22 protein-coding genes and 1 other RNA gene are annotated in these 25028 nt (G+C 37.3%); 13 read left to right on the forward strand and 10 right to left on the reverse strand.

Annotation, left to right across the window (positions count from 1 at the left end; genetic code table 11):
• Positions 1-25: 25 nt before the first annotated feature.
• The 10 genes from SP041_RS02020 to SP041_RS02065 all read left to right on the forward strand — a co-directional run bounded on the left by SP041_RS02020 (position 26) and on the right by SP041_RS02065 (position 9939).
• Positions 26-256, forward strand: coding sequence for a FeoC-like transcriptional regulator (locus SP041_RS02020; protein WP_137297326.1), 231 nt, complete (start codon positions 26-28; stop codon positions 254-256).
• 273 nt (positions 257-529) lie between these two features.
• On the forward strand, positions 530-1648 hold the full coding sequence (locus tag SP041_RS02025; RefSeq protein WP_137297327.1) for a bifunctional tRNA (adenosine(37)-C2)-methyltransferase TrmG/ribosomal RNA large subunit methyltransferase RlmN: 1119 nt from the start codon (positions 530-532) through the stop codon (positions 1646-1648).
• A 143-nt stretch (positions 1649-1791) separates the two neighbouring features.
• Positions 1792-2574 carry a type IV pilus biogenesis/stability protein PilW gene (pilW, locus tag SP041_RS02030; protein ID WP_137297328.1) on the forward strand — a complete coding sequence of 261 codons (783 nt, stop codon included), beginning with the start codon at positions 1792-1794 and terminating at the stop codon, positions 2572-2574.
• Entirely contained in the window at positions 2567-3241 is a 675-nt protein-coding gene (locus SP041_RS02035; protein WP_137297329.1) for a helix-turn-helix domain-containing protein, read from the forward strand. The genes pilW and SP041_RS02035 overlap by 8 nt, the downstream gene beginning before the upstream one ends.
• 200 nt (positions 3242-3441) lie before the next feature.
• Entirely contained in the window at positions 3442-4551 is a 1110-nt protein-coding gene (ispG, locus tag SP041_RS02040) for a flavodoxin-dependent (E)-4-hydroxy-3-methylbut-2-enyl-diphosphate synthase (protein WP_137297330.1), read from the forward strand.
• A 373-nt stretch (positions 4552-4924) separates the two neighbouring features.
• The gene (gene hisS / locus SP041_RS02045; RefSeq protein ID WP_137297331.1) at positions 4925-6202 is read left to right on the forward strand and encodes a histidine--tRNA ligase; all 1278 of its coding nucleotides are present in this window, start codon (positions 4925-4927) and stop codon (positions 6200-6202) included.
• Between the two features lie 38 nt (positions 6203-6240).
• A complete protein-coding gene (locus tag SP041_RS02050; protein ID WP_137297332.1) occupies positions 6241-6921 on the forward strand; it encodes a tetratricopeptide repeat protein in 681 nt (226 codons plus the stop codon).
• 14 nt (positions 6922-6935) lie between these two features.
• Positions 6936-8135: an outer membrane protein assembly factor BamB gene (gene bamB, locus SP041_RS02055; RefSeq protein WP_137297333.1), complete on the forward strand. Its 1200-nt coding sequence runs from the start codon at positions 6936-6938 to the stop codon at positions 8133-8135.
• 78 nt (positions 8136-8213) lie between these two features.
• Complete coding sequence (gene der, locus SP041_RS02060) at positions 8214-9689, forward strand: ribosome biogenesis GTPase Der (protein ID WP_137297334.1); 1476 nt, start codon at positions 8214-8216, stop codon at positions 9687-9689.
• A 1-nt stretch (position 9690) separates the two neighbouring features.
• Positions 9691-9939: a zinc ribbon domain-containing protein gene (locus SP041_RS02065; protein ID WP_137297335.1), complete on the forward strand. Its 249-nt coding sequence runs from the start codon at positions 9691-9693 to the stop codon at positions 9937-9939.
• Positions 9940-10078: 139 nt separating this feature from the next.
• Here the strand turns inward: SP041_RS02065 and SP041_RS02070 are convergent, their stop codons facing one another.
• The 4 genes from SP041_RS02070 to SP041_RS02085 are packed head-to-tail and all read right to left on the reverse strand — an operon-like array spanning position 10079 to position 13638.
• Positions 10079-10672: a BON domain-containing protein gene (locus tag SP041_RS02070; protein ID WP_137297336.1), complete on the reverse strand. Its 594-nt coding sequence runs from the start codon at positions 10670-10672 to the stop codon at positions 10079-10081.
• Between the two features lie 8 nt (positions 10673-10680).
• The gene (locus SP041_RS02075) at positions 10681-11268 is read right to left on the reverse strand and encodes an SIS domain-containing protein (RefSeq protein WP_170968516.1); all 588 of its coding nucleotides are present in this window, start codon (positions 11266-11268) and stop codon (positions 10681-10683) included.
• A gap of 8 nt (positions 11269-11276) precedes the next feature.
• A complete protein-coding gene (locus tag SP041_RS02080; RefSeq protein ID WP_137297337.1) occupies positions 11277-11645 on the reverse strand; it encodes a YraN family protein in 369 nt (122 codons plus the stop codon).
• On the reverse strand, positions 11614-13638 hold the full coding sequence (locus SP041_RS02085; protein ID WP_137297338.1) for a penicillin-binding protein activator: 2025 nt from the start codon (positions 13636-13638) through the stop codon (positions 11614-11616). Before SP041_RS02085 ends, SP041_RS02080 begins: the two co-directional genes overlap by 32 nt.
• Positions 13639-13757: 119 nt before the next feature.
• Between SP041_RS02085 and rsmI the strand changes: the two genes are divergently transcribed.
• Positions 13758-14618: a 16S rRNA (cytidine(1402)-2'-O)-methyltransferase gene (gene rsmI, locus SP041_RS02090; protein WP_137297339.1), complete on the forward strand. Its 861-nt coding sequence runs from the start codon at positions 13758-13760 to the stop codon at positions 14616-14618.
• Positions 14619-14680: 62 nt separating this feature from the next.
• Positions 14681-15054, forward strand: an RNA gene (gene rnpB, locus SP041_RS02095) — RNase P RNA component class A.
• 249 nt (positions 15055-15303) lie between these two features.
• Here rnpB and SP041_RS02100 read toward each other — a convergent pair.
• From SP041_RS02100 to SP041_RS02125, 6 genes are all read right to left on the reverse strand, one after another.
• Positions 15304-16635 (reverse strand): esterase-like activity of phytase family protein, encoded by a 1332-nt coding sequence (locus SP041_RS02100; RefSeq protein ID WP_137297340.1) that lies wholly within the window; start codon positions 16633-16635, stop codon positions 15304-15306.
• Positions 16636-16985: 350 nt separating this feature from the next.
• On the reverse strand, positions 16986-17723 hold the full coding sequence (locus SP041_RS02105; protein WP_137297341.1) for an anti-sigma factor: 738 nt from the start codon (positions 17721-17723) through the stop codon (positions 16986-16988).
• Entirely contained in the window at positions 17720-18292 is a 573-nt protein-coding gene (locus tag SP041_RS02110) for a sigma-70 family RNA polymerase sigma factor (RefSeq protein ID WP_205961148.1), read from the reverse strand. The genes SP041_RS02105 and SP041_RS02110 overlap by 4 nt, the downstream gene beginning before the upstream one ends.
• 104 nt (positions 18293-18396) lie before the next feature.
• Entirely contained in the window at positions 18397-18948 is a 552-nt protein-coding gene (locus tag SP041_RS02115; RefSeq protein ID WP_137297342.1) for a DUF3455 domain-containing protein, read from the reverse strand.
• A gap of 133 nt (positions 18949-19081) precedes the next feature.
• Complete coding sequence (locus SP041_RS02120; protein WP_137297343.1) at positions 19082-19471, reverse strand: hypothetical protein; 390 nt, start codon at positions 19469-19471, stop codon at positions 19082-19084.
• 620 nt (positions 19472-20091) lie between these two features.
• The gene (locus tag SP041_RS02125; protein WP_137297344.1) at positions 20092-21963 is read right to left on the reverse strand and encodes a methyl-accepting chemotaxis protein; all 1872 of its coding nucleotides are present in this window, start codon (positions 21961-21963) and stop codon (positions 20092-20094) included.
• Positions 21964-23013: 1050 nt separating this feature from the next.
• Here SP041_RS02125 and SP041_RS02130 point away from each other — a divergent pair.
• Positions 23014-24735: a polysaccharide lyase family 7 protein gene (locus tag SP041_RS02130; RefSeq protein WP_137297345.1), complete on the forward strand. Its 1722-nt coding sequence runs from the start codon at positions 23014-23016 to the stop codon at positions 24733-24735.
• The last annotated feature ends 293 nt before the right edge of the window (positions 24736-25028 follow it).

Below are 25028 nucleotides of genomic sequence, written 5' to 3' on the forward strand. Positions count from 1 at the left end.
TAATTAATAGAACAAGGAGCGAAGCATGATATTGAAACGTTTATCTACTTATATAAAAACACAGCAACGTGTAGATGAAGTCACTTTATTGAAGCATTTTCATTTAAAGCAAAATGGTCTTGCTCCGATGATTGAAATTCTTATTGGTTCTGGTCATGTACAAAAAACAGTAAGTCGTCGTGGTGAGCAATTATCAGCGCACGTCTTTTATAGCTGGCAGGAGAATCAAGTGATACCGATGACAGTTTTATTATAGAACGTGCGCTATAAGTTATTCGGTAGAGGTAAAAGATTATAAATTAAATCATCATTAAATTTTAACTGCTTATAGATAACCAATCCGCTCATTAAATAAACTATTATTGATCCTTAAATCGCCTTATAGTTGAAAATATCCTTAAACAACAAATACCTGATGCCATAACTTGCTCAGGTATTTTTTTAGTTCAAATTTGTGACTAGCATCGTCTACTCATAATATGTACAATCCACACCCAATTTATACCGAATCAGTCCAGTCGAGGCACCAATGAGTCAGAAAAAAGTAAACCTGTTAGATTTAAACCGTCAAGGTTTGCAAGATTTTTTCACTGAAATGGGTGAGAAACCGTTTCGTACTAAGCAGGTCATGAAATGGATTTACCATTTTGGCTGTGAAGACTTTGATCAAATGACTGATCTCAACAAAGCTCTACGTGAAAAGCTTAAGCAACGTGCAGAAATAGTCGCACCTGAAGTTAAAGTTGAACAACGCAGTGAAGACGGCACCATAAAATGGGCAATGACGGTAGGTAACCAAGAAATTGAAACTGTTTACATCCCTGATAAAGAGCGCGCAACGTTATGTGTATCTTCACAAGTAGGTTGTGCCTTAGCGTGTGATTTTTGTTCAACAGCTCAACAAGGTTTTAACCGTAACCTAACCGTTTCTGAAATTATTGGCCAAGTATGGCGTGCTGCTAAAATCATTGGCGTGATGGGGGAAAGTGGAACTCGACCGATTACTAATGTGGTCATGATGGGAATGGGTGAACCTTTATTAAATCTAAATAATGTCGTTCCAGCAATGGAGTTAATGTTAGATGATTTAGGTTATGCACTGTCTAAGCGTCGTGTAACATTATCAACGTCAGGTGTTGTACCTGCTTTGGATATCTTAGGTGATAAAATTGACGTGGCGTTAGCTATTTCATTACATGCACCAAATGACGAACTACGCTCGAAAATGATGCCAATCAATGATAAATATAATATTGCTGATTTCTTAGCAGGCGTAAAACGTTACATTAGTAAATCAAATGCTAACCGTGGCAAAGTAACTATTGAATATTTATTACTCGATCATGTTAATGATTCAACAGATCAAGCACATGAATTAGCGCATCTACTAAAAGATACGCCGTGTAAAATTAACTTAATACCCTTTAATCCGTTCCCAGGCAATGATTACACTAAACCAAGTAATAGCCGTGTAGACCGATTCAATAAAGTATTAATGGAATATGGTTACACTGTTATTGTACGTAGAACACGTGGTGATGATATTGATGCCGCTTGCGGTCAATTGGTAGGCGATGTTATTGACCGTACAAAACGCACTATGAATAAACGTCAACATGGTGAAAATATCAGCGTTCAACAGAACTAATTAAGTTAAAATCTAAAACTGTTCTTGTGCTTTAAGAGCAAAGTTCAAGAACAGTTAAAAAAAGCATGCATCCAGTATCAAGTTACTTCACAATAGGGTACTTAAAGAAGTTTCCTGTACGGCTTTTAGTTTATGAGGAATGTATGCGTTTTATATTTGTAGCTTTAATATCTGTCTTTTTTATCTCTGCTTGTGTTTCAAGTGAAACAACTACTACGGTGAATAACCCCGGTGGGAAAAAAATGTCCTTTGATCCAGAAGGTGCTTCCGATACCCGCGTTAAATTAGCATTGCTTTATTTAGAAAATAAACAAATGCAACAAGCAAAAGAGAACCTTGATACCGCTTTAAAATACCAACCTGATAGCGCCAAAGTTCACCGTATATTTGCTTATTATTACGAAAAAGTGAATGAAAATGATAAAGCAGAAAGTTTCTATAAAGAGTCTTTATCATTAGACTCTGATAACGGTGATACGAACCATAACTATGCGACTTTTTTATGTGGTCAAGGTCAATATGACAAAGCAGAAGAGTTTTTCTTAAAAGCTATTTCAGCACCGAACTATACCCGTGTTGCTCGGTCTTATGCTAATGCAGCCATTTGTGCTGAAAAAGCGAATCACAATGATAAGGCTATTTTCTATTATGGTTATGCCTTATCACATAGCCCTAACAGTAATGAAATAAACTTATCATTAGCAAAATTAAATATTACAGAAAAAAATTACCAAGCTGCTGTACTCAACTTGTTTTCTTTTCAAAAAGCTTCAAAGGCAACTGCGGAAAGTTTATGGCAATGGATTCGTTTGAGTTATGCTACAGGGAAGGAGAGCAGTTTATCTCGCTATTCTAATCAGCTTTTACAAAAATTTTCTGAATCTGAGCAAGCTTTAAATTTCTTAACGAATAAATATTATGACTGAGCAAACTATGCCTATAACTGAACATGACACGCCTACAACGGAGCATGATACGTCTGCTACGGAACATGAAACAACACTAGGGGAAGCACTACAAAAATATCGTATAGCGGCTGATTTTTCCGTTGATGAGCTTGCGCTCAAGCTTAATTTAAAAGCGATTGTTATCGAAGGTATTGAAAATAATTTAGCACAATTGATTGAAGAAAAAGTCTATCCACTGATCTACTTACGTGGTTATTTAGCCAATTATAGTAAAGTGGTGCATTTATCAAACCTTCAATCATTCCCTGAATACCAAAAATTAAGCCGTCCAGCTAAATCTGTTAATACATTAAGTAACCCTTATATTTTGACTAATAATAAAAAGTCATCAAATAAGTTTGCTTGGTTTATTTTATTGTTATTTATTGGTGGTATTACAACGACTATTTATTATTGGGAAAGCGTTTCTGCTTCATTGTTTTCCCAAACAGTTGTCGATACAGAAAATATCCACATGCGTCTACCTGAACCTGGTGAAAATAGCTTTATCGATACCTTTTCAGAAGCTAACCAGTTAGCTGGTAGTCAAACAATAGAAACGCCGTTAGACGAAAGCCAAGTAAATGATACTCAGGAAGAGACTGTTCCTACAGAGACACCAACTGAAGCTGATGCAACACTTTAATAACCAGTTAAGACTTGCAAGCATTTATTAATTTAACTTAAAATTATATTATCAATAAAAATTCTAAGTTAAATTAAGCATTGTTAGTAAAGCATTTGTAGAAAGAGTGAATGCCAGTCATGTCACTCATTTCAATTTGCTAACATGATTAATTTATCAACATCGCGTAATAACCTTTAACTTTTTTAAGAGTAAATATAATGAGCCATACCTCTTCGATTATACGCCGCGAATCTAAACAGATCATGGTGGGCAATGTCCCTGTGGGTGGTGGTGCACCAATTACCGTTCAATCAATGACCAATACATTAACCACTGATGTTGCTGCTACCGTTGCACAAATCAAACGTTTAGAAGCTGTTGGTGCAGATATGGTACGTATTTCAGTACCCACCATGAATGCTGCTGAAGCATTTCGTGAAATTAAAAAACAATGCAACATCCCACTTATCGCTGATATCCATTTTGATTACCGAATTGCTTTAAAAGTAGCAGAGTACGGTGTGGATTGTTTACGTATTAATCCAGGTAATATTGGTAATGAACAACGTATTCGTAGCGTTGTTGATTGCGCACGCCACAACAATATTCCTATCCGAATTGGTGTTAATGGCGGGTCATTAGAAGCTGATATTCAAGAAAAATATGGTGAGCCAACAGCACAAGCACTGGTTGATTCAGCATTACGTCATGTCGATATATTAGACCGTTTGAACTTTGAGCAATTTAAAGTCAGTGTTAAAGCATCTGATGCATTATTAGCGGTAGAGTCTTATCAGTTATTAGCGAAACAAATTATTCAACCGCTACACTTAGGTATTACCGAAGCAGGGGGCTTACGCAGTGGTAGTGTTAAATCTGCTGTGGGTCTTGGTTTGTTATTATCACAAGGTATTGGTGATACATTACGTGTTTCATTAGCCGCTGATCCTGTTGAAGAAATTAAAGTCGGTTTTGATATCCTAAAATCACTGCGTATTCGTAGTCGAGGCATTAACTTTATTGCTTGCCCAACGTGTTCTCGTCAAGAGTTCGATGTCATTGCCACCGTTAACGCATTAGAAGAACGCCTTGAAGATGTTGTTATGCCAATGGATGTGTCGATTATTGGTTGTGTTGTTAATGGTCCAGGTGAAGCATTAGTGTCAGATATTGGTATTACAGGCGGAAAAAATAAAAGTGGATTTTATGAAGACGGTACACGTCAACGAGATCGCTTCGATAACGACAACGTGATTGATCAATTAGAAGCAAAAATCCGTGCCCGTATCAGTCGCAGTGATGAAAGCCAAATTATTGTAAAAGGTTAGTTTTTAAGCTGATTTGAGTTTGAATGGTTAGTGCGAGTTAAAAACAGTTTTTACGCTAACCTTAAGCAAAGTTGATCAAAGTTTATAATATTTTATTAAAGCTTAGTAAAACAATGCTGAGGTAAACTAGCTGCTGAGTAAAACAAAAAGTCAGTAAAGCGAACGTGAGATCAGTCGTTAACCAGCGCTTTAACCAAAAAGATTAAGATAAGCCCAAATGTTTTTGATATTTGGGCTTTTTATTACCTTTAAAACAAGCAAAGCCGAGTTGCATTGTTCCATCTAGCCACAAACTTCCTTATAATGAATATCAATTTTATTATGAATACATTTCGAATGTATTTTTATTCATCGACAGAATTCGGAAATCATTGTGGCAAAGAAGATACAAGCTATTCGTGGTATGAACGATACCCTTCCTGAACAAACCCCAGTTTGGCAGAAACTAGAATCGTTAATTAGACAAACAGTCAGCAGTTACGGTTACTCTGAAATTCGTATGCCAATTGTAGAAAGCACGCATCTATTCAAACGTTCAATTGGTGAAGTGACTGATATCGTTGAAAAAGAAATGTACACTTTTGAAGATCGTAACGGTGACAGTTTAACCTTACGTCCAGAAGGGACTGCATCATGTGTACGAGCGGGTAATGAGCATGGTTTATTGTATAACCAAGAACGCAGAATGTGGTACATCGGACCTATGTTCCGTCATGAGCGCCCACAAAAAGGCCGTTACCGTCAATTCCATCAAGTAGGAATTGAAACGTTTGGTATCGCAAGTGCAGATATCGATGCAGAAGTTATTTTACTTTCTGCTCGTTTATGGAAAGCGCTAGGCATTCAAGATCATGTTGAACTACAACTAAACTCACTAGGCAGTAATGAAGAACGTAATGCTTATAAAGCGAAATTAGTTGAATTTTTACAATTGCATGAAGATAAGTTAGATGATGACAGTAAACGTCGTATGTTAACTAATCCATTACGTGTGCTAGACAGTAAAAATGAAGCCGTTCAAACAATCTTAGAAGATGCGCCGAAACTATCTGATTATTTTGGTGACGAAACAGCGGAACACTTTGCGAAAGTACAAGCATATTTAGATGCTGCTGGCGTTAAATACGTAATTAATGAACGTATTGTTCGTGGTTTAGATTACTACAACCGTACTGTATTTGAATGGGTTACATCGAGCTTAGGTTCACAAGGTACTATTTGTGCTGGTGGACGTTATGATGGCCTCGTTGAACAATTAGGCGGTAAAGCAACACCAGCTGTTGGTTTTGCGATGGGCTTAGAGCGTATTATTTTAATGCTTGAAACATTAGAGCTGAATGATGACGTAAAAGGTGATGTTGATATTTATAGTATTTTAGTCGGTGAAGGTACGGATATCGCAGGATTCAAAGTATCTGAGTTGATTCGCGATCAACTACCACACTTAAAAATGATGCATCACTGTGGTGCGGGTAACTTTAAAAAGCAAATGAAACGCGCCGACAAAAGTGGTGCTTCAGTAGCCTTAATTATAGGTGAAAGTGAGTTAGAAAGTGGCTGCGTCACAATTAAAGACTTACACGGGAATTCAGAGCAACAAACCGTTGCAATTGACAGCTTAGTTAAGGTATTACCTACCTACTTTGCATAAGCATATTCATCAAATGACAGATTAAGTAAGGAACACACGTGGTTGATATTATTGAAGGTTATGAAACAGAAGAACAACAAGTTGATGCAATTAAAAAGTGGTGGAGCGACAATGGAACCATGCTTGTCGTGGGTGCTGTTATTGGCTTAGCAGGTTTATGGGGATGGCGTTATTACGGTGAAACCGTGTCAACAAGCCAAGAGCAAGCATCAACTGAATTTGCACAAGTATTAGTTAAATATGATGCAAAAGGTGAAGAACACAGCACCACAGAAATGCAAACTTTTATTGCTGATAATAAAGGTAATAGCTACGCAACATTAGCCGCTATGTTATTAGCTAAAGAAGCAGTTCAAGCAGGTGATTTTGCATTAGCGAAAACACAATTAACTGATTTATTAGCAAGTAATGAATATGCACCATTAAATCCTGTTATAGAGCTACGTCTAGCGCGTGTCAATGCAGAACTAGGCGATTACGATGCTGCTTTGTCAACATTAAATAACATTACAGAAGAAGGCTTCTTAATAAAAGCTAACCAAAGTAAAGGCGCTGTTTACTTAAAACAAGGCAACATTGAATCTGCTCGTGCTTCATTCCAAGCTGCAGTTGATGCAAGTGAAGGTCGTGTTGACCCTATCTTACAATTACAGTTAGATGATCTAGCCGTTGCTAAAGTAGAAGTTGCTCCTGCTCCTAAGTTAGATGCAGCTCAATAAACTGAGATAATATAATGATTAAATGGATTAAAAATATAACTGTCATTGCTAGCAGCGCTTTAATCTTAAGTGGTTGTTCTATTTTCAGCAGTGAAGAAGACGTTGTTAAAATGGCTGAATTACCAGAGTTTCAAGCAACGTACAAACCTGTTATCACATGGTCAACAAGTATTGGTAGTGGTGTGGACAAGTATTACTCACAACTTCAACCTGCTGTTGATGAAAAAGCGGTTTATGTTGCTGCCCGTGATGGAGAAGTGAAAGCTATTTCTGTTAAAAAGGGTAAAAAACTATGGTCAATTGATCTAGACGACCATGAACTTAACATTGCGAATCGTTCTGCTCGTTTATCTGGCGGCATTGGTTTAGGGGCTGATACCCTTTATATCGGTACTGAAAATGCGCAAGTTTTTGCATTAAATGCAGAAAATGGCGATATTAAATGGGTAAGTCAAGTCACTGGTGAGGTGATTGCTCAACCTGTTTACGACAATGGTTTTGTTGTTATCCATACATCACGTGGTGACCTAATCGCGTTAGATAGCAGCACAGGTGAAGAAGTTTGGACGTTAGCAAACGCACAACCAAAATTAACATTACGCGGCAGTGCAACACCAAGTGTGTCACAAGGCGGTGTTATTTACGGTCGAGCTGATGGTTATGTCTCTGCTGCTTTATTAGAATCTGGTCAACCGTTATGGCAGATCCCTGTTGCAAGACCTTATGGTGCAACAGAGTTGGATCGTTTAGCTGATGCTGATATGAAACCCGTTGTTGTCAATGGTATCGTTTACGCACTCGCTTACAATGGTAATTTAGTGGCGATAGACTTACTGAAAGGTGAGCAACTATGGTCTAAAAAATACGCGGGCTACAACGATATTAGCGTGTCAGGACGTGATATTTTCTTAACTGATTATCGTGGTTATGTCTTTGCGGTAAACCGTAATGATGGTGAACAGCGTTGGGTTAATAAAGAGTTAGCTTACCGTAATGTAACCGGTGTGACTGTTGCAAACGACTTCGTCGTTGTGGGTGATGCAGAAGGTTACCTACATTGGATTGACCGTGAAACAGGGCAATTTGTTGCACAACAGGATCTAGACTCTGATGGTTTATATATTGAACCTATTGCAACCTCTACTCACCTTTATTTACAAACACGCAGTGGTGATTTAATTGCCATTGAAAAACCGATATTAAATGTAGAATAATTTAATACGTTTTTACGCTATACTGTAGCCCCTTGCTGTGCATGGGGCTTTTTTAGTTTTAAAGGATATACAAAATATATGTTACCAGTCATTGCTTTAGTAGGTCGCCCTAATGTAGGTAAATCTACTCTTTTCAATCGTTTAACTCGCACCCGAGATGCGATCGTTGCCGATTTTCCCGGTTTAACGCGTGACCGTAAATATGGTCAAGCCAAAGTTGAAGAACTTGAATTTATCGTTATTGATACCGGTGGTATTGAAGGTGATGAAAAAGGCATTGATGCATTAATGGCTGAGCAATCATTGATTGCAATAGAAGAAGCCGATGCGGTGCTATTTTTAGTTGATGCGCGTGCTGGATTAACAGTTGCAGATGAAGCTATTGCATCGCATTTACGCAAGCAAAACAAAAAAGTAATGGTCGTTGCCAACAAAACGGATGGCATTGATGCTGACTCAATGTGCGGTGAGTTTTATGCACTTGCGCTAGGTGAAGTTTTCCATATAGCTGCTGCTCACGGTAAAGGTGTGCGTCAAATGATTGATGCGGCACTAGAAGAATTCCAAGAAGAAAACCCTGTTACAGACGAAGTGGACGAATATGAATTCGCACTAGATCATGATGATGAAGACGAAGATAAAATCGCACAAGAGCAAGCGCGTTTAGCAGCTTTACCGATTAAACTTGCACTTATTGGTCGTCCGAACGTAGGTAAATCAACACTGACAAACCGTATTTTAGGTGAAGAGCGTGTACTTGTATTTGATATGCCAGGCACGACACGTGACAGTGTTTATATTCCAATGGAACGTGATGGTCGTGAATATATTTTAATTGATACAGCCGGTGTTCGTAAACGTAAAAAAGTAAATGAAACGGTTGAGAAATTCTCAGTAATCAAAACGTTAAAAGCGATTGAAGATTCAAACGTGGTGTTATTAATTATTGATGCACGCGATGGTATTGCAGATCAAGACTTAAGCTTACTAGGTTATACCCTAAACTCAGGACGTTCATTGGTTATTGCGGTGAACAAATGGGATGGCATGACTGAGTATGATAAAGAACGTGTTAAAACAGAGTTGGATCGCCGTTTAGGCTTTATCGATTTTGCAAAAATTCACTTTATCTCGGCATTACACGGTACAGGTGTTGGTCATTTATTTGAATCAGTAGATGAAGCTTACACCTCATCAACTAAACGTATCTCAACAGCAATGTTGACGCGTATTATGGGGATGGCGACAGATGACCATGAGCCACCAATGGTTGGCGCTCGTCGTGTGAAATTACGTTATGCACATGCGGGTGGTTACAATCCACCATTAATCGTTATTCACGGTAATCAAGTTAAAAAATTAGCGGATTCTTATAAACGTTACTTAATGAACTACTTCCGTCGTACATTAGAGATCATGGGGACGCCGATTCGCATCGAATTTAGAGAAGGTACTAACCCATTTGAAGGACGTCGTAACAAATTAACGCCGCATCAAATGTATAAACGCCAACGTTTACTGCGTAACTACGCTAATAGTAAAAACAAAAAGTAATATGCAATTGTTTTGCACTGATTGCCAATCAGAATTACAACGCAGTGGGGAATTAAAACGCCACTGTGTTAATTGTAATAGTGATTTCATTGTTCATGTTGATTGTGCTGAGTGCCATCAGCCATTACAGCGCTTAAAAGCGTGCGGAGCAGTGAGTTTTTGGTGTGAGAAGTGTAATGAGTTAAAAAGTAAATCTACGGCTGTTTATCGGCTTGTTAAGCAAGATGCTAGCAAGCAGTATGCTAGGTAGTATTTTAACGGATTTATAAAGTTATTATTGATGTAAAAAAGGAGTGATTTATCACTCCTTTTTTGTGCCTTGCTTATACGTGTTTTTAATACTTAACTGGTATATTTTTAACGAAATAAGCTGATGAGGTAATATTGGTTTATGAACCTGTTGTTTTGACTGGTGTGATTTCAAAGACTCTGATCACTTGTTGAACACCTTCAACATTACTCGTCACTTCGGTCGCAAAATCAGACATTTCTTGTGTCACTTGACCAATTAAAAACACTTCGCCATTTTCAGTCACTACTTTAATCTTTAAAGGATTAATTTTGTCATGACTCGTTAATTGGCTTTTTACTTTTGTCGTTAACCAACTATCTTTCGTCTTTTGTACAAGTCCAATCGGTTTACTAACACGTAATTGATTATAAACACCCACAACACCAGGCACATTATTTAACTCGTTTTCAATGATGTTACTATTTGCTTGCGTATCGACTTGGCCGATCAACAACAAATAACTATTGTTTGAAATAATATTAATGCGGATATTGTCGTTATAAGCTTTTGAGGCGATGACTGCATCAATTGCCTTTTCAGATAAATCATCATCTTTCACTAATTGTGAAATACTACGTTCATCACTGCTCACTGCTACTGCAGTACCCGCAGCTACAATTAAACCACCGGCACAACCTTGCAGCATAAAAACAGATAATAAAACGGAAAATACATAAGGCTTCAATGTCATAATTTATCCTAATATTGTGGAAATAGTTGTTGGTCGATCAGATCACTTAAGCAGTTTACTACTAACATGTGAATCTCTTCAATTCGTGCACCTTTATCACTTGGCGCTCTAATTTCAATATCATCTGCACCTAATAAACCTGCAATCTCACCACCATCAACACCGGTCATCGCAATAATTTGTATATTCTTACTTAATGCGGTCTCTACTGCTTTGACCATATTACGGCTATTACCACCGTGGCTGATTGTAATTAACACATCACCCGGTTGTGCTAATGCTGAAATCTGACGTGCATATATTTGGTCAAAATGGCTGTCACTGGCAATCGCAGACACTAATGATGAATCAGACGTAATTGCGATGGCGGGCAAAGCAGGGCGGTCTGTTTCATATTTATTCAGTAAATGAGAAGCGAATATCTGTGCGAGTCCCGCAGCGCCGCCATTACCGCAAATAAGCAGCTTATGACCATTGATTAAACACTCTTTAAGTAATAGAGCCGCTGCTTCTATTTGCTCTGGTAGGGCTTCTGCTGCAACAATCTTAGTTTGAATGCTCTCTGCAAAGTGAGCTTGAATTTTTTCATTAATCATGTGACTTGTTACTCTTGAAATGCATCTTGTATCCATTGTGGCTGTGTTGTTTTTTCGCTGATAGCAACGACATCAAAACGACAATAAGGCTCATTATCTAATTGCGATAAATAATGTTTTGCCGTTTTAATTAATTTCTTTTGTTTCTGTAGTGTAACCGATGCTGTTGCACCACCATAGTCTTGATTCTTGCGGTATCTTACTTCAATAAACACTAAAGTGTCATCATCTGACATGATTAAATCTATTTCACCAAATCGACAATAAAAATTTTGACAGACAAGCAACAAACCTTGCGCCTTTAAAAACGCTAAAGCTTGTTGCTCATATTGAACACCAATAGAGTTACTGGCTTGAAATAGGCGAGGTAGCTTCAACTAAATTACCATCCTGAAACGTTGCCCAACTTAACTTACTTTTAATCGTATTGCGTGCATCTAATGTTATTTCGCCCACTAATCCTTGGTATGTATGACCTTCAATCACTTCTAGTAGTTTTAATTGTTCAATTAAGCTGTAGCTGTCATTACCTAATGCAAATAAGCGTAAAGTACTAAGGCGCTGTCTTGGCCATACCGACTGCACTTTTTCATTCATTTTCATTTTATCTTCCATTAAAAAAGCAACATCAGAGAAAGTAATACCTGTTAACTCTTTATCTTGACTATTAGTGAAGTCTTTCACATGGCTACGTGAGCTTGCATATAAAGGGATTTCTTTTGCATACGGGCTGAGAGCGACCGACATAAACGGTTTAATGAACATTAGCTGCTTACGTTTACTGATGATGTAAATTGAATCAACATCGCCTCGACTTCTCACTTCTGACTCTAGTTTTCTACCTAAAATTGTTTGCATTTGACTGTTACGCTCGTTGCTTTTGTTCGTTTGTAATGCATTAGCAAGGAACTTTGCATAGTCTGTCTTTTTAGAGAAAAAATGCGTTTCAGCAGGGTACAGTTCAAAACCATTACCTGATGCCTGTTGAGAACGACTTAATTCTTTCCAACGAGCTTCAAAAGCGGCTGAGGTTCTACGGCCAAAGTCTGAATTTGGTGCAAATAATAAAGGTTTTTTATGTTTATCTTGGAAAATCATTTCAGCGGCTTGTTCCGCTTCACCTTCAGGTGAAAGTGGGAAAGCATAATGAATCGATGACGTTGCACTACCATCTTCAGTAGGGAAACTATTTAATGCAAGTACTGGAATATCTTTAACCAACGGTAATAGCGCTTTTAGATTCGGTTTCAATAAAGGACCAATTACAAAGTCGATACTTTGGCTATGCAATTGAGTTGCAATTTCTTGCATCGACATTGTATTCGTATCAAGGAATAAAATATGAGGAGGAGCAGTAGTAAAGCCTCTATTAATTACTCTGTTATTAGACGAAGAGTTATCTTCTTGTACGTCACCCTCAATCGTAATCACACTTGAATTGTTTACGCCATTTGCCTGCTCTGCCTGTGACTGTTTTTGGGCTTCAGCTTGGTTATAAAACGCATAGCTAATACCGTATTGTATTGCTTGGGCTGGTTTCTTGAATCGACCTGTTAAAGGTAATAACACCGCAATTTTAGAAGGTTGGTATGGTGTAGCTTCTTCAAGGTTAAGTAATTGCGACGGCATAAACGCTAATGCAAGGTGAGTTGGATAAAGCAGTTTCCAAGCATCAACACCCCGTATTAACTGGTTAGTACGTAATTGATAACGGTGATAAACACTCGCTAATGCATACCAGCCTTGTTTGAAACTATCACTCTCAGTTGTTGATGATATTTTATCGACGCCATTTAAAACATCAGTATCTAACATGTTCAACTGGGTTAATAGCAAATCATTATATTGTTGTTTCTGATCATTATTTTTTAATACAGGTGCTAATAAAAACAATGTATCCACAGCTGCTTGATGTTCTTTATTGCGTACATGCAGATCTATTTTTAACTTTAAATAATGTAATTTAGCTTCTTTTGAAAGCACACTTATATCAATGCTTTTAACAGAAACTATTGCTTTACCTAATTGGTTTTGTGCATATTGGTTATCAGCTATCAATAAAATGAGGTGATTTTTTTGTTGAGTATTTAACGTTTTATTTTGTAAGTACTCAATCACTGAATCAGCTAATACATACTTACTTTCCTTAGTCAGTGCTTGTACTGCAGCTAATTGCCATTCAGTATTTTTAGGCTCTTTCTCTAATTCAGCTTTTTGTAATAAATATTCAGCTGTTTCGTAAAAATCAGTAAAAAGAGTCGGTGCATTTTTTTTATCTTGTCCCAATCCAGAACAAGCGGAAATGAGTAAAATACTCAACGCCATAAAAGAAAAATGTACAGCACGTTTAGATATATTTGCAATGGTCAATTTTTTGTCCTTTTTAATCAAACTAATTCAAGATAAGTTTTCAGATAGGTATCAAGATGCCTATAGTGTAATATTGCAGACCTAGTTAAACAATCCTTAACACTTTAATAGAGTCAAATATGTCTGAAAAAAATCAATTAAATAACGAAGTAAGTGCAAAATTGTATATTGTCGCCACTCCTTTGGGCAATATCGGTGATATTACTTACCGTGCCGTCGAAATATTAAAAAACGTCGATTTAATTGCAGCAGAAGATACTCGCCATAGTGGTAAATTATTAAGCTACTACCAAATAAGTAAACCAACTTTCCCACTTCATGACCATAACGAGCGTCAACGTGGTAGCGTATTGATTGAAAAAATCAAAGCTGGGCAATCCGTTGCACTGATCTCAGACGCGGGAACACCATTAATTAGTGATCCCGGTTATCATTTAGTCAATGAATGCCGTGAAGCTGGTGTTGATGTTGTCCCTGTACCAGGTGCTTGCGCAGCAATTACCGCACTTTCAGCTGCTGGTTTACCATCAGACCGCTTTTCTTTCGAAGGGTTCTTACCAGTGAAAGAAAAAGCCAAAACAGAGAAATTAACAGCATTAGCGGAAGAGACACAAACTATGATTTTTTATGAATCTCCTCGCCGCATGCAGGATACAGTAAAACATATAATAAATATCATGGGAGCTGAAAGAAAATTAGTGGTTGCGCGTGAATTAACCAAATTATTTGAATCTTTTTACGTCTTACCAGCAGGCGAAATGTTGAAATGGCTAGAACAAGACACAAATCATTGCCGAGGTGAGTTTGTATTAATGGTCGCGGGCGCAGCTAAAAACCAAGATGCATTATCAGTAGAAGCGATTAAAACGCTGACATTATTGAAAAAAGAATTGCCCCTTAAGAAAGCGGCAGCGATTACTGCTGAAATACACCACCTTAAGAAAAACGATTTATATAAATGGGGATTAGAGAACTTATAATTCTTTTCTCGTATCACTTCAAAGCGCTTGTTATCTATAACGGTTTCCGTATAATTCGCCGCGGAGTTGGCTAGATCGTCGCCGCTTTTATTGCTTAGGTAGCTTGCTATCTAGGGAATAAGAGGGGAGGAAAGTCCGGGCTTCAGAGGGCAGGGTGCCAGGTAACGCCTGGGTAGCGCGAGCTAACGACAAGTGCAGCAGAGAGGAGACCGCCTGCTAATTTATTAGTAGGTAAGGGTGAAAGGGTGCGGTAAGAGCGCACCGGCTAGTGGGTAATCATTAGTGCAAGGTAAACTCCACCCGAAGCAAAACCAAATAGGCTTCCTGAGGCATGGCCCATGCTGGAAGCGGGTAGGTTGCTTGAGCCTGTGAGTGATTGCAGGCCTAGACGAATGACGATTCACGACAGAACCCGGCTTATCGGCCAACTCCAACCATTCTAGCCCCTGTTTATTTTATTATAGACAGGGGCTTTTTCATTTTTAGGTTTTCAGTTTAATATTTAAATCACTTGGTGATTGCAGGGCATTACAGAAGTACGCGAATGAAGATATACGGCAGAGGCTAGTTTATCCGGAACTCCAACCATTCTAGTTCCTAGTTTATGCGAATAAGCTAAGGGCTTTTTCATTTTAAGCTCTTAAAAAATAATGATTAAAAGTTTTGGATAGTTTATAGCAAAATATTATTTCGCTTTGAGGAAGTCTGCTACCTCTAATAGAATAAATTCATTATCATCTGCTCGTCCTTTTTGGCGGCCAACTGAAAAAGGGTAGTTATTATCGTTGGCAATAATAATAGTATTTTCATCTACACGGTCAACATCTTCAATCGTCACAAATGGAAAGCTAAAAATACCCTCTATCGTTCCTCTAGGTGCAATCCCATCAGGATCTTTGATTTTCATTAAATCGATATATGCAATTTTACGCAGTACATTATTTTCATCCTTATCTCGTAAATCAATGAGATAAACCCGTTTAAACTGAGCTGGGTTTGATGCCCAACCTTCACGAGCATCACCTTGGCCACTATCACGCTCAATGATTAAGGCTCTGTTTTCATCAATCATATTGAAATCACCAATAGCATGGTTAGGATCCTCTAATGGATAATAACGAACAGTATTTAACCACTGCTGTTGCTGAGTGTTAAAGGTTAAAATACGAAGAACTGGATGACCATTGATGGTTTCTGATTTTAAAGTTTTAGCATCTACCATGGGTTTTTCTAGTAGAGGATAAAGTGTTTTCCCGTCTTTTGAGATGGCCATCCCTTCAAAGCCACTAGAACGTTTAGTGTTGATTTCAGGTACAGTTTCGTTTGGATTAGCAAGTTTAATAAATGCATTATCAGGAGAAATATACGACATATTGTCTATTTTAGTTGCAACAACACTTTGAATAACGCCTAATTTATTTGTCTTGATTAACCATGGTCCAAACTCATCGCCAAACCAATAACCGTCATCAACGGGTTGAATCGACTCTATATCGAAATCCTCACCCGTTAAATAACGCTGTTCGCTTGTTTCATCTGTTATTGGAAAAGGTACTTTATTATTTGGGTCTGATAAAAAAGTTGTTTTATTAACGACAACACGACCTGTTTTCCATTTAACTTCAACTTCATGAAACATTAACATTGCATCAGCGGAATTTGCTTTTGTGCCGAAGCCGTTGTCTGTTAATACTAGAAACTTATTCTCACCGAGCGATCTGATACCTGAAAAACCTTGTAATGGTTGACCTGGAAATGGTCTAGCTAAGTCTGTTTCATCATCATAGATACTATAAGGTACATCTGAACGATGATTATCCTTCGATGTAAAGCGCCCTGATTGGTTAAAATAATCCGCTGAATTGTTAGGTGGAAGAATAAATGATTGCGCAGGTAGTTGAGCATGCGTTTTGAGAATTGCTTCATACTCTGTTGCAACTTTACTTTTATTGCCCGCAAAAGCGATAGGGGCTGCGGTCAGTGTCGTTAAAGCGAGGGCAATAGATAAGCGTAACATGGGCTATTCCTTTAGAGTAAATACAGTCAAATTCTATTAATTACAAATGAGAATATAGCCATCGTATGATGTTAATATGACAAAGAAATGAAATCTAAAAGGAAAGTAAGTTGATTAATTTATGAAATATAATTTTTACATTCAATGATTTATTTTAATGGTGTTTGTAAATCGCATTTAAAAGCAATATTTTAAAGAAAGGCAATTATTCTTTAAATGTATGTAGAATAATGATGAAGTTAATTTTGAATTGACGCTAATTATTAGTAGGGAGTCACTGGTCTGGCAGGGTCTTATAATGTTTTAGCCTCAGTCGATTTATACTTCCACTGAGGCTTAATCTACCCTGCTTAAATTGAAACACCACGACCGATTGAGGTGATTGGACCTGTTGGTTTGCCTGTCGATGATCCAGTTTCATCTTCTATTGTTAATTCAAATAGTTGATTTTCTGTCAGTGCTGGTAGTTTGTTAATATCTATATTAAGCGTTTCACCTTTTTTGACTAACCCTAATGATACCGGAGCATCCCAACCGTCCGCTTTTGTCCAGAACTGTAATGCTTTGCCTTTTGGTATTTCAACTGCGCCTAATGGTACTAATTGCATTTGATTGGTGTGGCTTGTCTGTATTACCCAACCTGGTGTTTTGTCTTCTGGTGCGACTAATACTGCTATATAAGTCGGCTCACTTAAGGTCGGCTCAAAAGTTTGTAGTTTTATACCCATGACGACCGCAACAACTAAACAAGCCGCTGATATTCCACGCCATAAAGCAAGGTTTTGCCAGAAGGATAAAAATGCATTCGGTGTTGATGCTGATGTTGTCGTGTTGCTAGGCTGCTTTTCAAGCTCATCTAAGGTACGTTCAATACGTGCAGATAAAGGTTGAGGTGCGGTTATTGGCTCTAACTTATCGGTAACCGATAAAAAATGAGCTTGCCATTGATTGACAGCTTTTTGTAGTTCAACACTGCCAGCTAATTCAAGTTCGAAAGCACTTCGTTCTTCTGGCGAGAGTGTGCCCAGTACGTATTGCCCTGATAAGTCACTATCTATGTCAGGAGTATGATGGGTGTCTTTATTCATTGTAAACACTCCTTTAATGCACTTAAGCTGCGCTTGATCCATGATTTAACGGTACCAAGAGGCTTATCAAGCAGTTTGGCAATTTCTTGTTGTGTGTAACCATCAACATAAGCGTGTAATACGCATAGTTTACGTTCTGGCGCTAAATGCTCTAAACAGGTTTGCAGTGAGGCTTGATGAAGTGGATCATCTGCTAAGTCTGTTATGTCATCAGGTTGGCAAGCTGACGCTAATACTCTGTCGTTACATAGGTCGAGTAGAAAGTCGGGTTCAGCGAGCACCTCTCGTTGACTGTATTTAAGGGCATTTAACGCTAAATTACGTGTGAGTGTATAAACCCAACCTCGAGCAGAGCCTAATTCTCTATTATAGGTGCCTGCGTTTTTCCAAATCTTGATAAAGGCATCATGAACCACATCTTCAGCAAGAGGGCGGTTTTTTAATATTCTCATCACAACCGTGAGTAGCCTTGTTGCTTCTTGTTCGTAGAGCTCCATTAAGGCGCGGCGTTCACCTTTAGCGCATTGTTGCAGAACACTTTCGTAATCAAATGCTGTTGATAGTGGCACGTGTATTCCCTAATGAAAAAGCCCAGTATACAAAACTGGGCCTTTAAAACCATTAAACTCTATGACCAAAAGAAAACTGAATGCTCTTTTGGTGAGCTAGTCGGTTATTTTGCTTTCCAGAACAGGTAGTCACCAGAATAGTTAACCACTACTTTATGTCCAACTTTGTCGATGTTACAGCCTGTTGCAGGTGCGGCGCCGCCACTTAAATTGATACGCTGAACATAAGTGACATCTTTTAATGCGCCTGAGCGAGTTGATTCATTAGCTTTAACCAGTTGCATTGGGATACTGCCTTTCGCTGAAGGTGAAACAGCTAACTGTGTACCAGTAATTAATGAACCATCAAGTGATTCCCATGTTGCTGGAGGACCAAAGTAAGAGACTAAATGGTTGCCTTTATTATCACTTAAAATCGCGCGTGGTCCAGCGAATGCCCATTTTGCTTTTTCTGCATCCATTGTGTCAGCTTTACATTCCCAAGTGATGTTACCTTTTGCAGTAGTAAACATCGCGACTTGATTTCCTGCTGGTACATGCACTTCACTTGGTAATTTATCTTGAGAAAAAGTACCTGCATATGACTGTGTTGTTATTGCCATTAAAGCAGATGCTGCTGTGATTTTTAGTGCTTTTAATATGTATTGAGTTTTCATTGTCGCTTCCCTATTAATTGATAGATTTCGAATGTGAAAAACAGTTAATTTGTTACTGCTAATAGGTACTACAATCGACAATACATTTTGGATGCAAAATTATGTAAATAAATTTAAATTATTTTTATGACTTTCATTTACTACGAATGAAAAGGCGATTTTTTCGATTGTATTGTATCAATAAAAAAGCGAATAGTATGAAGGTAATCGTGAAAGAGGGAACAAATGCTTGTTCCAGTATTTCTCGATACTTTTTAGCCCAAAATAAAGCAAAGAAAAGGTGGCTAGTGAAAATAAGGTACAACCAAAAAACAATCTTTTTTGCCCATAATCTTCCCATAAAGGCATAAGTAGTTAGGTTGCCGAGTAATATTACGAACGCTAAAATAGCCGTTGGTATAATAAAGTGGCGCCCAATAATAAATGTCTGAATGACACCGAGTACTAATAAACAAGTGATAAAAGCAGTGACCCATTCTAAACTATTTCGGTAACTAAATTTTGCTGGTAAACAAACTGACATGGCGATGACCCTTATAAAAAGTTAGTGTTAACCATTGTTTACACCTTGATTTTACATAGTAACATTTAACAGTAATCTGAATAAATAGCTGAGTTTTCCAATGCTAAAATGAATAGGCTTTGTTTAAGCTTTCGTTAGTTACATTAAGGTTTAATAGTAGGTTTTTAAATATAAATTTTAAGGATAATACTCTAAAGAAATAAGCTTTTCTGTAAACAGGTTAATACCTTGTTGAAGTAACCGTTGAGGTAATTATTGAAGTGATTGTTTAAGTCGTTTAAGTGACCGTTGAGGTAATTATTGAAGTGATTGTTTAAGTCGTTTAAGTAACCGTTGAGGTAATTATTGAAGTGATTGTTTAAGTCGTTTAAGTGACCGTTGAGGTAATTATTAAAGTGATTGTTTAAGTCGTTTAAGTCGTTTAAGTGATCGTTGAGGTAATTATTGATGTGATTGTTTAAGTAGTTGGAGTGATCGTAGAGGTAATTATTGAGATGATTGTTTAAGTGCTTAAAGTGAATGCTGAGGTGTTTTGGGAGTTGTCGAAGCAGTTGAATACCGATGAACCCTCTGAATTAAGATTTTAATCCGTTAGGGGCATCGGTATTTTATTTGTGGGCTTAGCTTAGCTTAAAGCGATTTACCATGTCTGCTAGGCGTGTATTAGCTGCTGATAAACTCTCCGTACTTGCTGAGGTTAATTGCCCGTTTTGTGTCAACTCATGCACCATATCTTGAATCGACGCCATGTTATAACTGATTTGCTCAGCCACTTGGCTTTGTTCTGACGATGCGGTTGCAATATGAGAACTTAACTCGTTAATTTCGATGATTGAACCTGCCATTGAGTCTAATCCTGTGCCTACACTGATGGTATTATCCGTTGTGTTTTGACAGCTTTCTTTGGTTGTATTCATGGCATTAACGGCTAATGCCGCATCATCTGTGAGCTTCGTTAACAGCTCATTGATTTCGGCGGTGCTTTCTTGTGTTCTTGCTGCAAGTGAACGAACTTCATCTGCTACTACGGCAAAGCCTCGACCTTGTTCACCTGCTCGTGCTGCTTCAATCGCTGCATTCAATGCAAGTAGGTTAGTTTGATCGGCAATGGCGCCAATAACACTTAATACAGAGACAATTTCCTGTGTATTTTCATGCATGGTATTAATACGTTGAGAAGCAATTTCAACTTCATTTACTAAAGCTTGTACGCTTTCAGAAGATGATGCAACTAACTGTTTTGATATCACTGCTTCATCACTGGCTTGTTGTGTGCTGAATGATGTTTGTTTCGCATTGTCAGCAACGGTATTTGCAGAAGCACTCATTTCTGTAATCGCCGCAACGGCTTGTTGTGTTTCGCCTGCATGCACGTTAAGAGCTTGGTCATTAGACGCTGATACTTTATTAAGTTGCTCAATACCATTTGAAATTTCAGCCAATGAAGTCAAAATTTCATTCATCATTGATTGTAGTTGGCTAATAAAGGTGTTTACGCCTTGAGCAATGTCAGCAAGGTCATCATTACCTTCCACATTTAGTCGTTGAGTTAAGTCTGCATCACCTTTAGCTAAGTCAGCAATACGGAGCTTTAAAGAAATAATTGGAGAGTAAATTTTTGCTAGGGTAAATATTAACAATATAATCGTTAAGATGACTAGTGAAGCAGCTGTCAAAATAGAGGACATAAGTTGGTCATCTAAAAATGCATAAGCAATCGATTTATCAATATCAATGACTACATGCCATTTTTTACCACCAAGTAACTCAATGTTAGCGTAAACAGCTTGCTGTTCGTTTCCGTCTTTTTGATAAGTAAACTCGCCTGAACCGTTATTTAATACTTGTTGTTCCAGTGCTTGATTAGCAATGCGTGCACCAAACTCATCCTTACCAGAGGTACTAATTAACCCACCGTTACCATCGTAAAGGGAGATTACAGCACCTTTAAAGTGTACTTTTTTAATAAAAGGGTCAACGGCTTCTAAGAATATATCGCCGCCGATGACACCATCATTTTCCACATCCAAAAAGCTAAACATGTATTTATCTGAGATACCTTTGTCAAAATAGATATCGGTAATCATGAGTCGGTTTGCTGCTTTAGCATCTTGATACCATTCTTCTTGAGTTGCATCGTAATCAGCAAATTGACCACCATTGCCCATAGTGATCCCAGCTTTATCTGCAAAGTTGACCGCATCTAAAGGAGTTGATGCAACAAGTAATTTTGCAATTTCTATTTTTTTAGCTGGATCGTTGCTGTTTAACAGGACTTTTGCACTCTCAACTACTTTTTTATTGCTATCAAGCCATGTGTTTATATTTTGTTTGATGGAGTCTAACGCTTCAGTTGCTTTGTCATTAACTGATATTTTGCTTTCTTCGCGCGTGTTTGAGTATGAAACCCAATTTGATACTAGTAAAGATAGTGCAACGAACAACGTTGCAGAAAGCATTATACGTTGTTTAAAACCAATAGAATGAATCACATATATTCCTTTAAAGTGAAAATTTAGCGTTTAAATTAATTACCTTGAATCGAGTATAGATCAGAAAAACAACATGTAAAATTGAAAATAATAGAATCTAAAACTGTGATCTTAAAGATATTACAAATTACCCTTAATGGGTATTAATTTATCTGTTTTTTTAACATCAGAAATAGAATAGAAATTATATTTACATATATATCAATACTTTATTAAATGTTTATTAAGGTATTTATAGTGCGATGTTTTATTGATTAATGTTGAGCGGAAATGTGACAGATTTTTGAATAAAAATAGCTATTTTTAGATGAAATACAACTGTTTTTGAATAAGAAATGACTCATCTTGAATGAAAAATAACATTATTTTAATAACGTTACTGATAAATCTATTTTATGGATAATGCTATTACGCTGATAACCCATTTTTACGTCAGATTACAATGTGTTTTATTTTTGCAGGCTCCTTTTATTAAACGTTTCAACAGCGTTTTATTTAATACTTTACCTCATTATTATTTATACTTTTATTTTTCACTCACTTTCAGAATAGTGCTCGTTTAATGCTTTCCATTCTGTCGTTTTCGATATTAAAAGGGCGTTTATTTCGTATTTAATATCCATTGATATACTTATTTTATGTCTATCAAAATTAGATTGAAGTAATTTTTTTGTGTATTTATTGTCATTAGTTTTTAATGTCCCATCGCCCCAGTATACGCCTTATAAGTATTATTTTAGGGCTTTAATGATTACCTTCTTTTTAGTGGTTATATTAAACATTAAATATTTTATTGAACTTTATCAATGCTTTGAACTCTATTTCAAAGTTCAAGTGATTATTGAACAAAGAAGTCAAAGTGTGACTTGTCATTTCTAAAAGTATGATTAATGTGATGGTCTTTACTTTTAGGTGGACTAATTGTTGCTAAATATCTCAGTATATTTAATTCTTAGCGCCGCGTTTGAAATCGTGTGATGACATGTTTTATTTAAATAATGGGGGACGGTGTAGTACCAGCTCTTACTGGAAAAAATTAAAGGAATATTTATGAAATTGAATACGAAACTTAGATATACAACAGCTCTTGTTGCTGCAGCATTATCAGTAACTGCTATTCCGGCAGTGAATGCGGCATCAGTTAGTATTGTTAATGCTGGGTTTGAAGATAGCTTTAAAAGTGGTTGGGTAGATACTGATCCTTCTGCTATTTCTAGCGATGAGCGTAGTGGTTCTAAAGCAGCTAAAATAACAGGTGATGGCGGTAAATTCGAACAAGATGTTACTGTTGAAAAAAATACTGATTACGTCTTAACTGCTTACATTGCTGGTTACGGTAAAATTGGTGCATCGGTTGACGGCACTCGTTATACAAGAACAGGCGGTGGCAATGATTATGAGCAAGTTTCTGTATCTTTTAACTCTGGCTCTTCTACTTCAATTACTATTTTTGGTAACTACTACGACAAAGAAGGGCGTTTTGATGATTTTGCGCTTGAAAGTGTAGGAACGACCGAGACAGTAACCAGTGAAACATGTACAAGTAGCGCTGCATTAGTTATCTCTTCTGCTTCTGACGATGGCACTAACGACGGTCATGGCCCTGAAAGCACTATTGATAAAGATACAACAGATGATTCTCGTTGGTCTTCAAATGGTGTTGGTAAAACCATTACTTATGACTTAGGTTCTGAAACGTCAGTTAAAGAATTAGCTATACAATGGTATAAAGGCAGCGATCGTAGTTCGTATTTTGATATTCATACATCGACCAATAACAATGATTGGACTTCAGTATTATCTGGTGGTATTTCATCTGGCGCAGATGCTAGCTATGAAACAATTGATGTGACCGATACTGATGCACGTTATGTTCGTGTGACTGGTAATGGTAATTCAGCCGGCTCTTCATGGAATAGTATTGTAGAGACTCAAATATTAGGCTGTTCTGATGGTTCAACGGTTGATCCAGTTGAACCAACCGATCCAACAGACCCAGTCGATCCCACTGATAATGAGACTATAGAACCAGGTAATGCTGAATACCCATCTGATTTGATGAGTAATTATAATCAATGGAAAATTACTTACCCTGATGGTGTAGAAGATAAAACGCTTCTTAAAGCGAATAATGAATATTTCTATGTTAACGACACAGGTAATGGCATTGTATTTAAAGCGCCTGTTAGATCAAATAACGGGACTACACCAAACTCTGACTATATTCGTTCTGAACTTCGTGAACGTACTACAGATGGTAAATCAGATATTTACTGGACGACTAGCGGTACTCATGTTGCTTACTCTAAACAAGCGATTACACACTTACCACTTGTAAAAGATCATCTAGTGGCGACTCAAATCCATGGTAATAAAAGTGATGGTATTGATGATGCGATGGTATTGAGGCTTGAAGGTGAACATCTTTTCTTAAGCTTTAATGGCGGTAAGTTAAGATCTAATCTAACGATTAAAGAGGATTATAAGTTAGGCACCATTCATGAAGTTATTTTTGAAGTCGTTAATGATAAACATTACGTTTATTACAGTGAAGACGGTGGTTTAAACGCGGCTTATACTGCAAGTAATGCTAGTAAATATTTAGTGAAAGACGGTTCAAGTGACTATGTGATGGATCTTAATTATGATCAGTCATACTTTAAAATCGGTAACTACACTCAAACGAACGCAGATGAAGAAGGCAGTTCTACTGACGATGAAGATAACTACGGTGAAGTTGTTGTTTACGATTTCTGGGTTGCTCACGAATAAGCGGTACTAACCTTTAATTAGCTTAATTTATTTGAGTATTTAGCCTGACATTGACTAGGCGTATTCAATTACTTTATAAGTTAAAGAGTAAGTAATACCAAAAGAATTAATAAGATGATCATTCTTGCTGGTTAAAATCATCCCTAACTGCGTTCTGAGTTTTGAAGTGAGAACAACTATCTTCTACAACTCACGCCTTATTAGTGTTAATTTTTCCTGCGCAATTTCTGATCACTTATTTAATTCCATTGGTATAATCTCAAAGCAGACCAATTGGTCTGCTTTTTTATGAG

The organism is Psychromonas sp. SP041 (genome assembly GCF_000470315.2).
Taxonomy (GTDB): Bacteria; Pseudomonadota; Gammaproteobacteria; order Enterobacterales; family Psychromonadaceae; genus Psychromonas.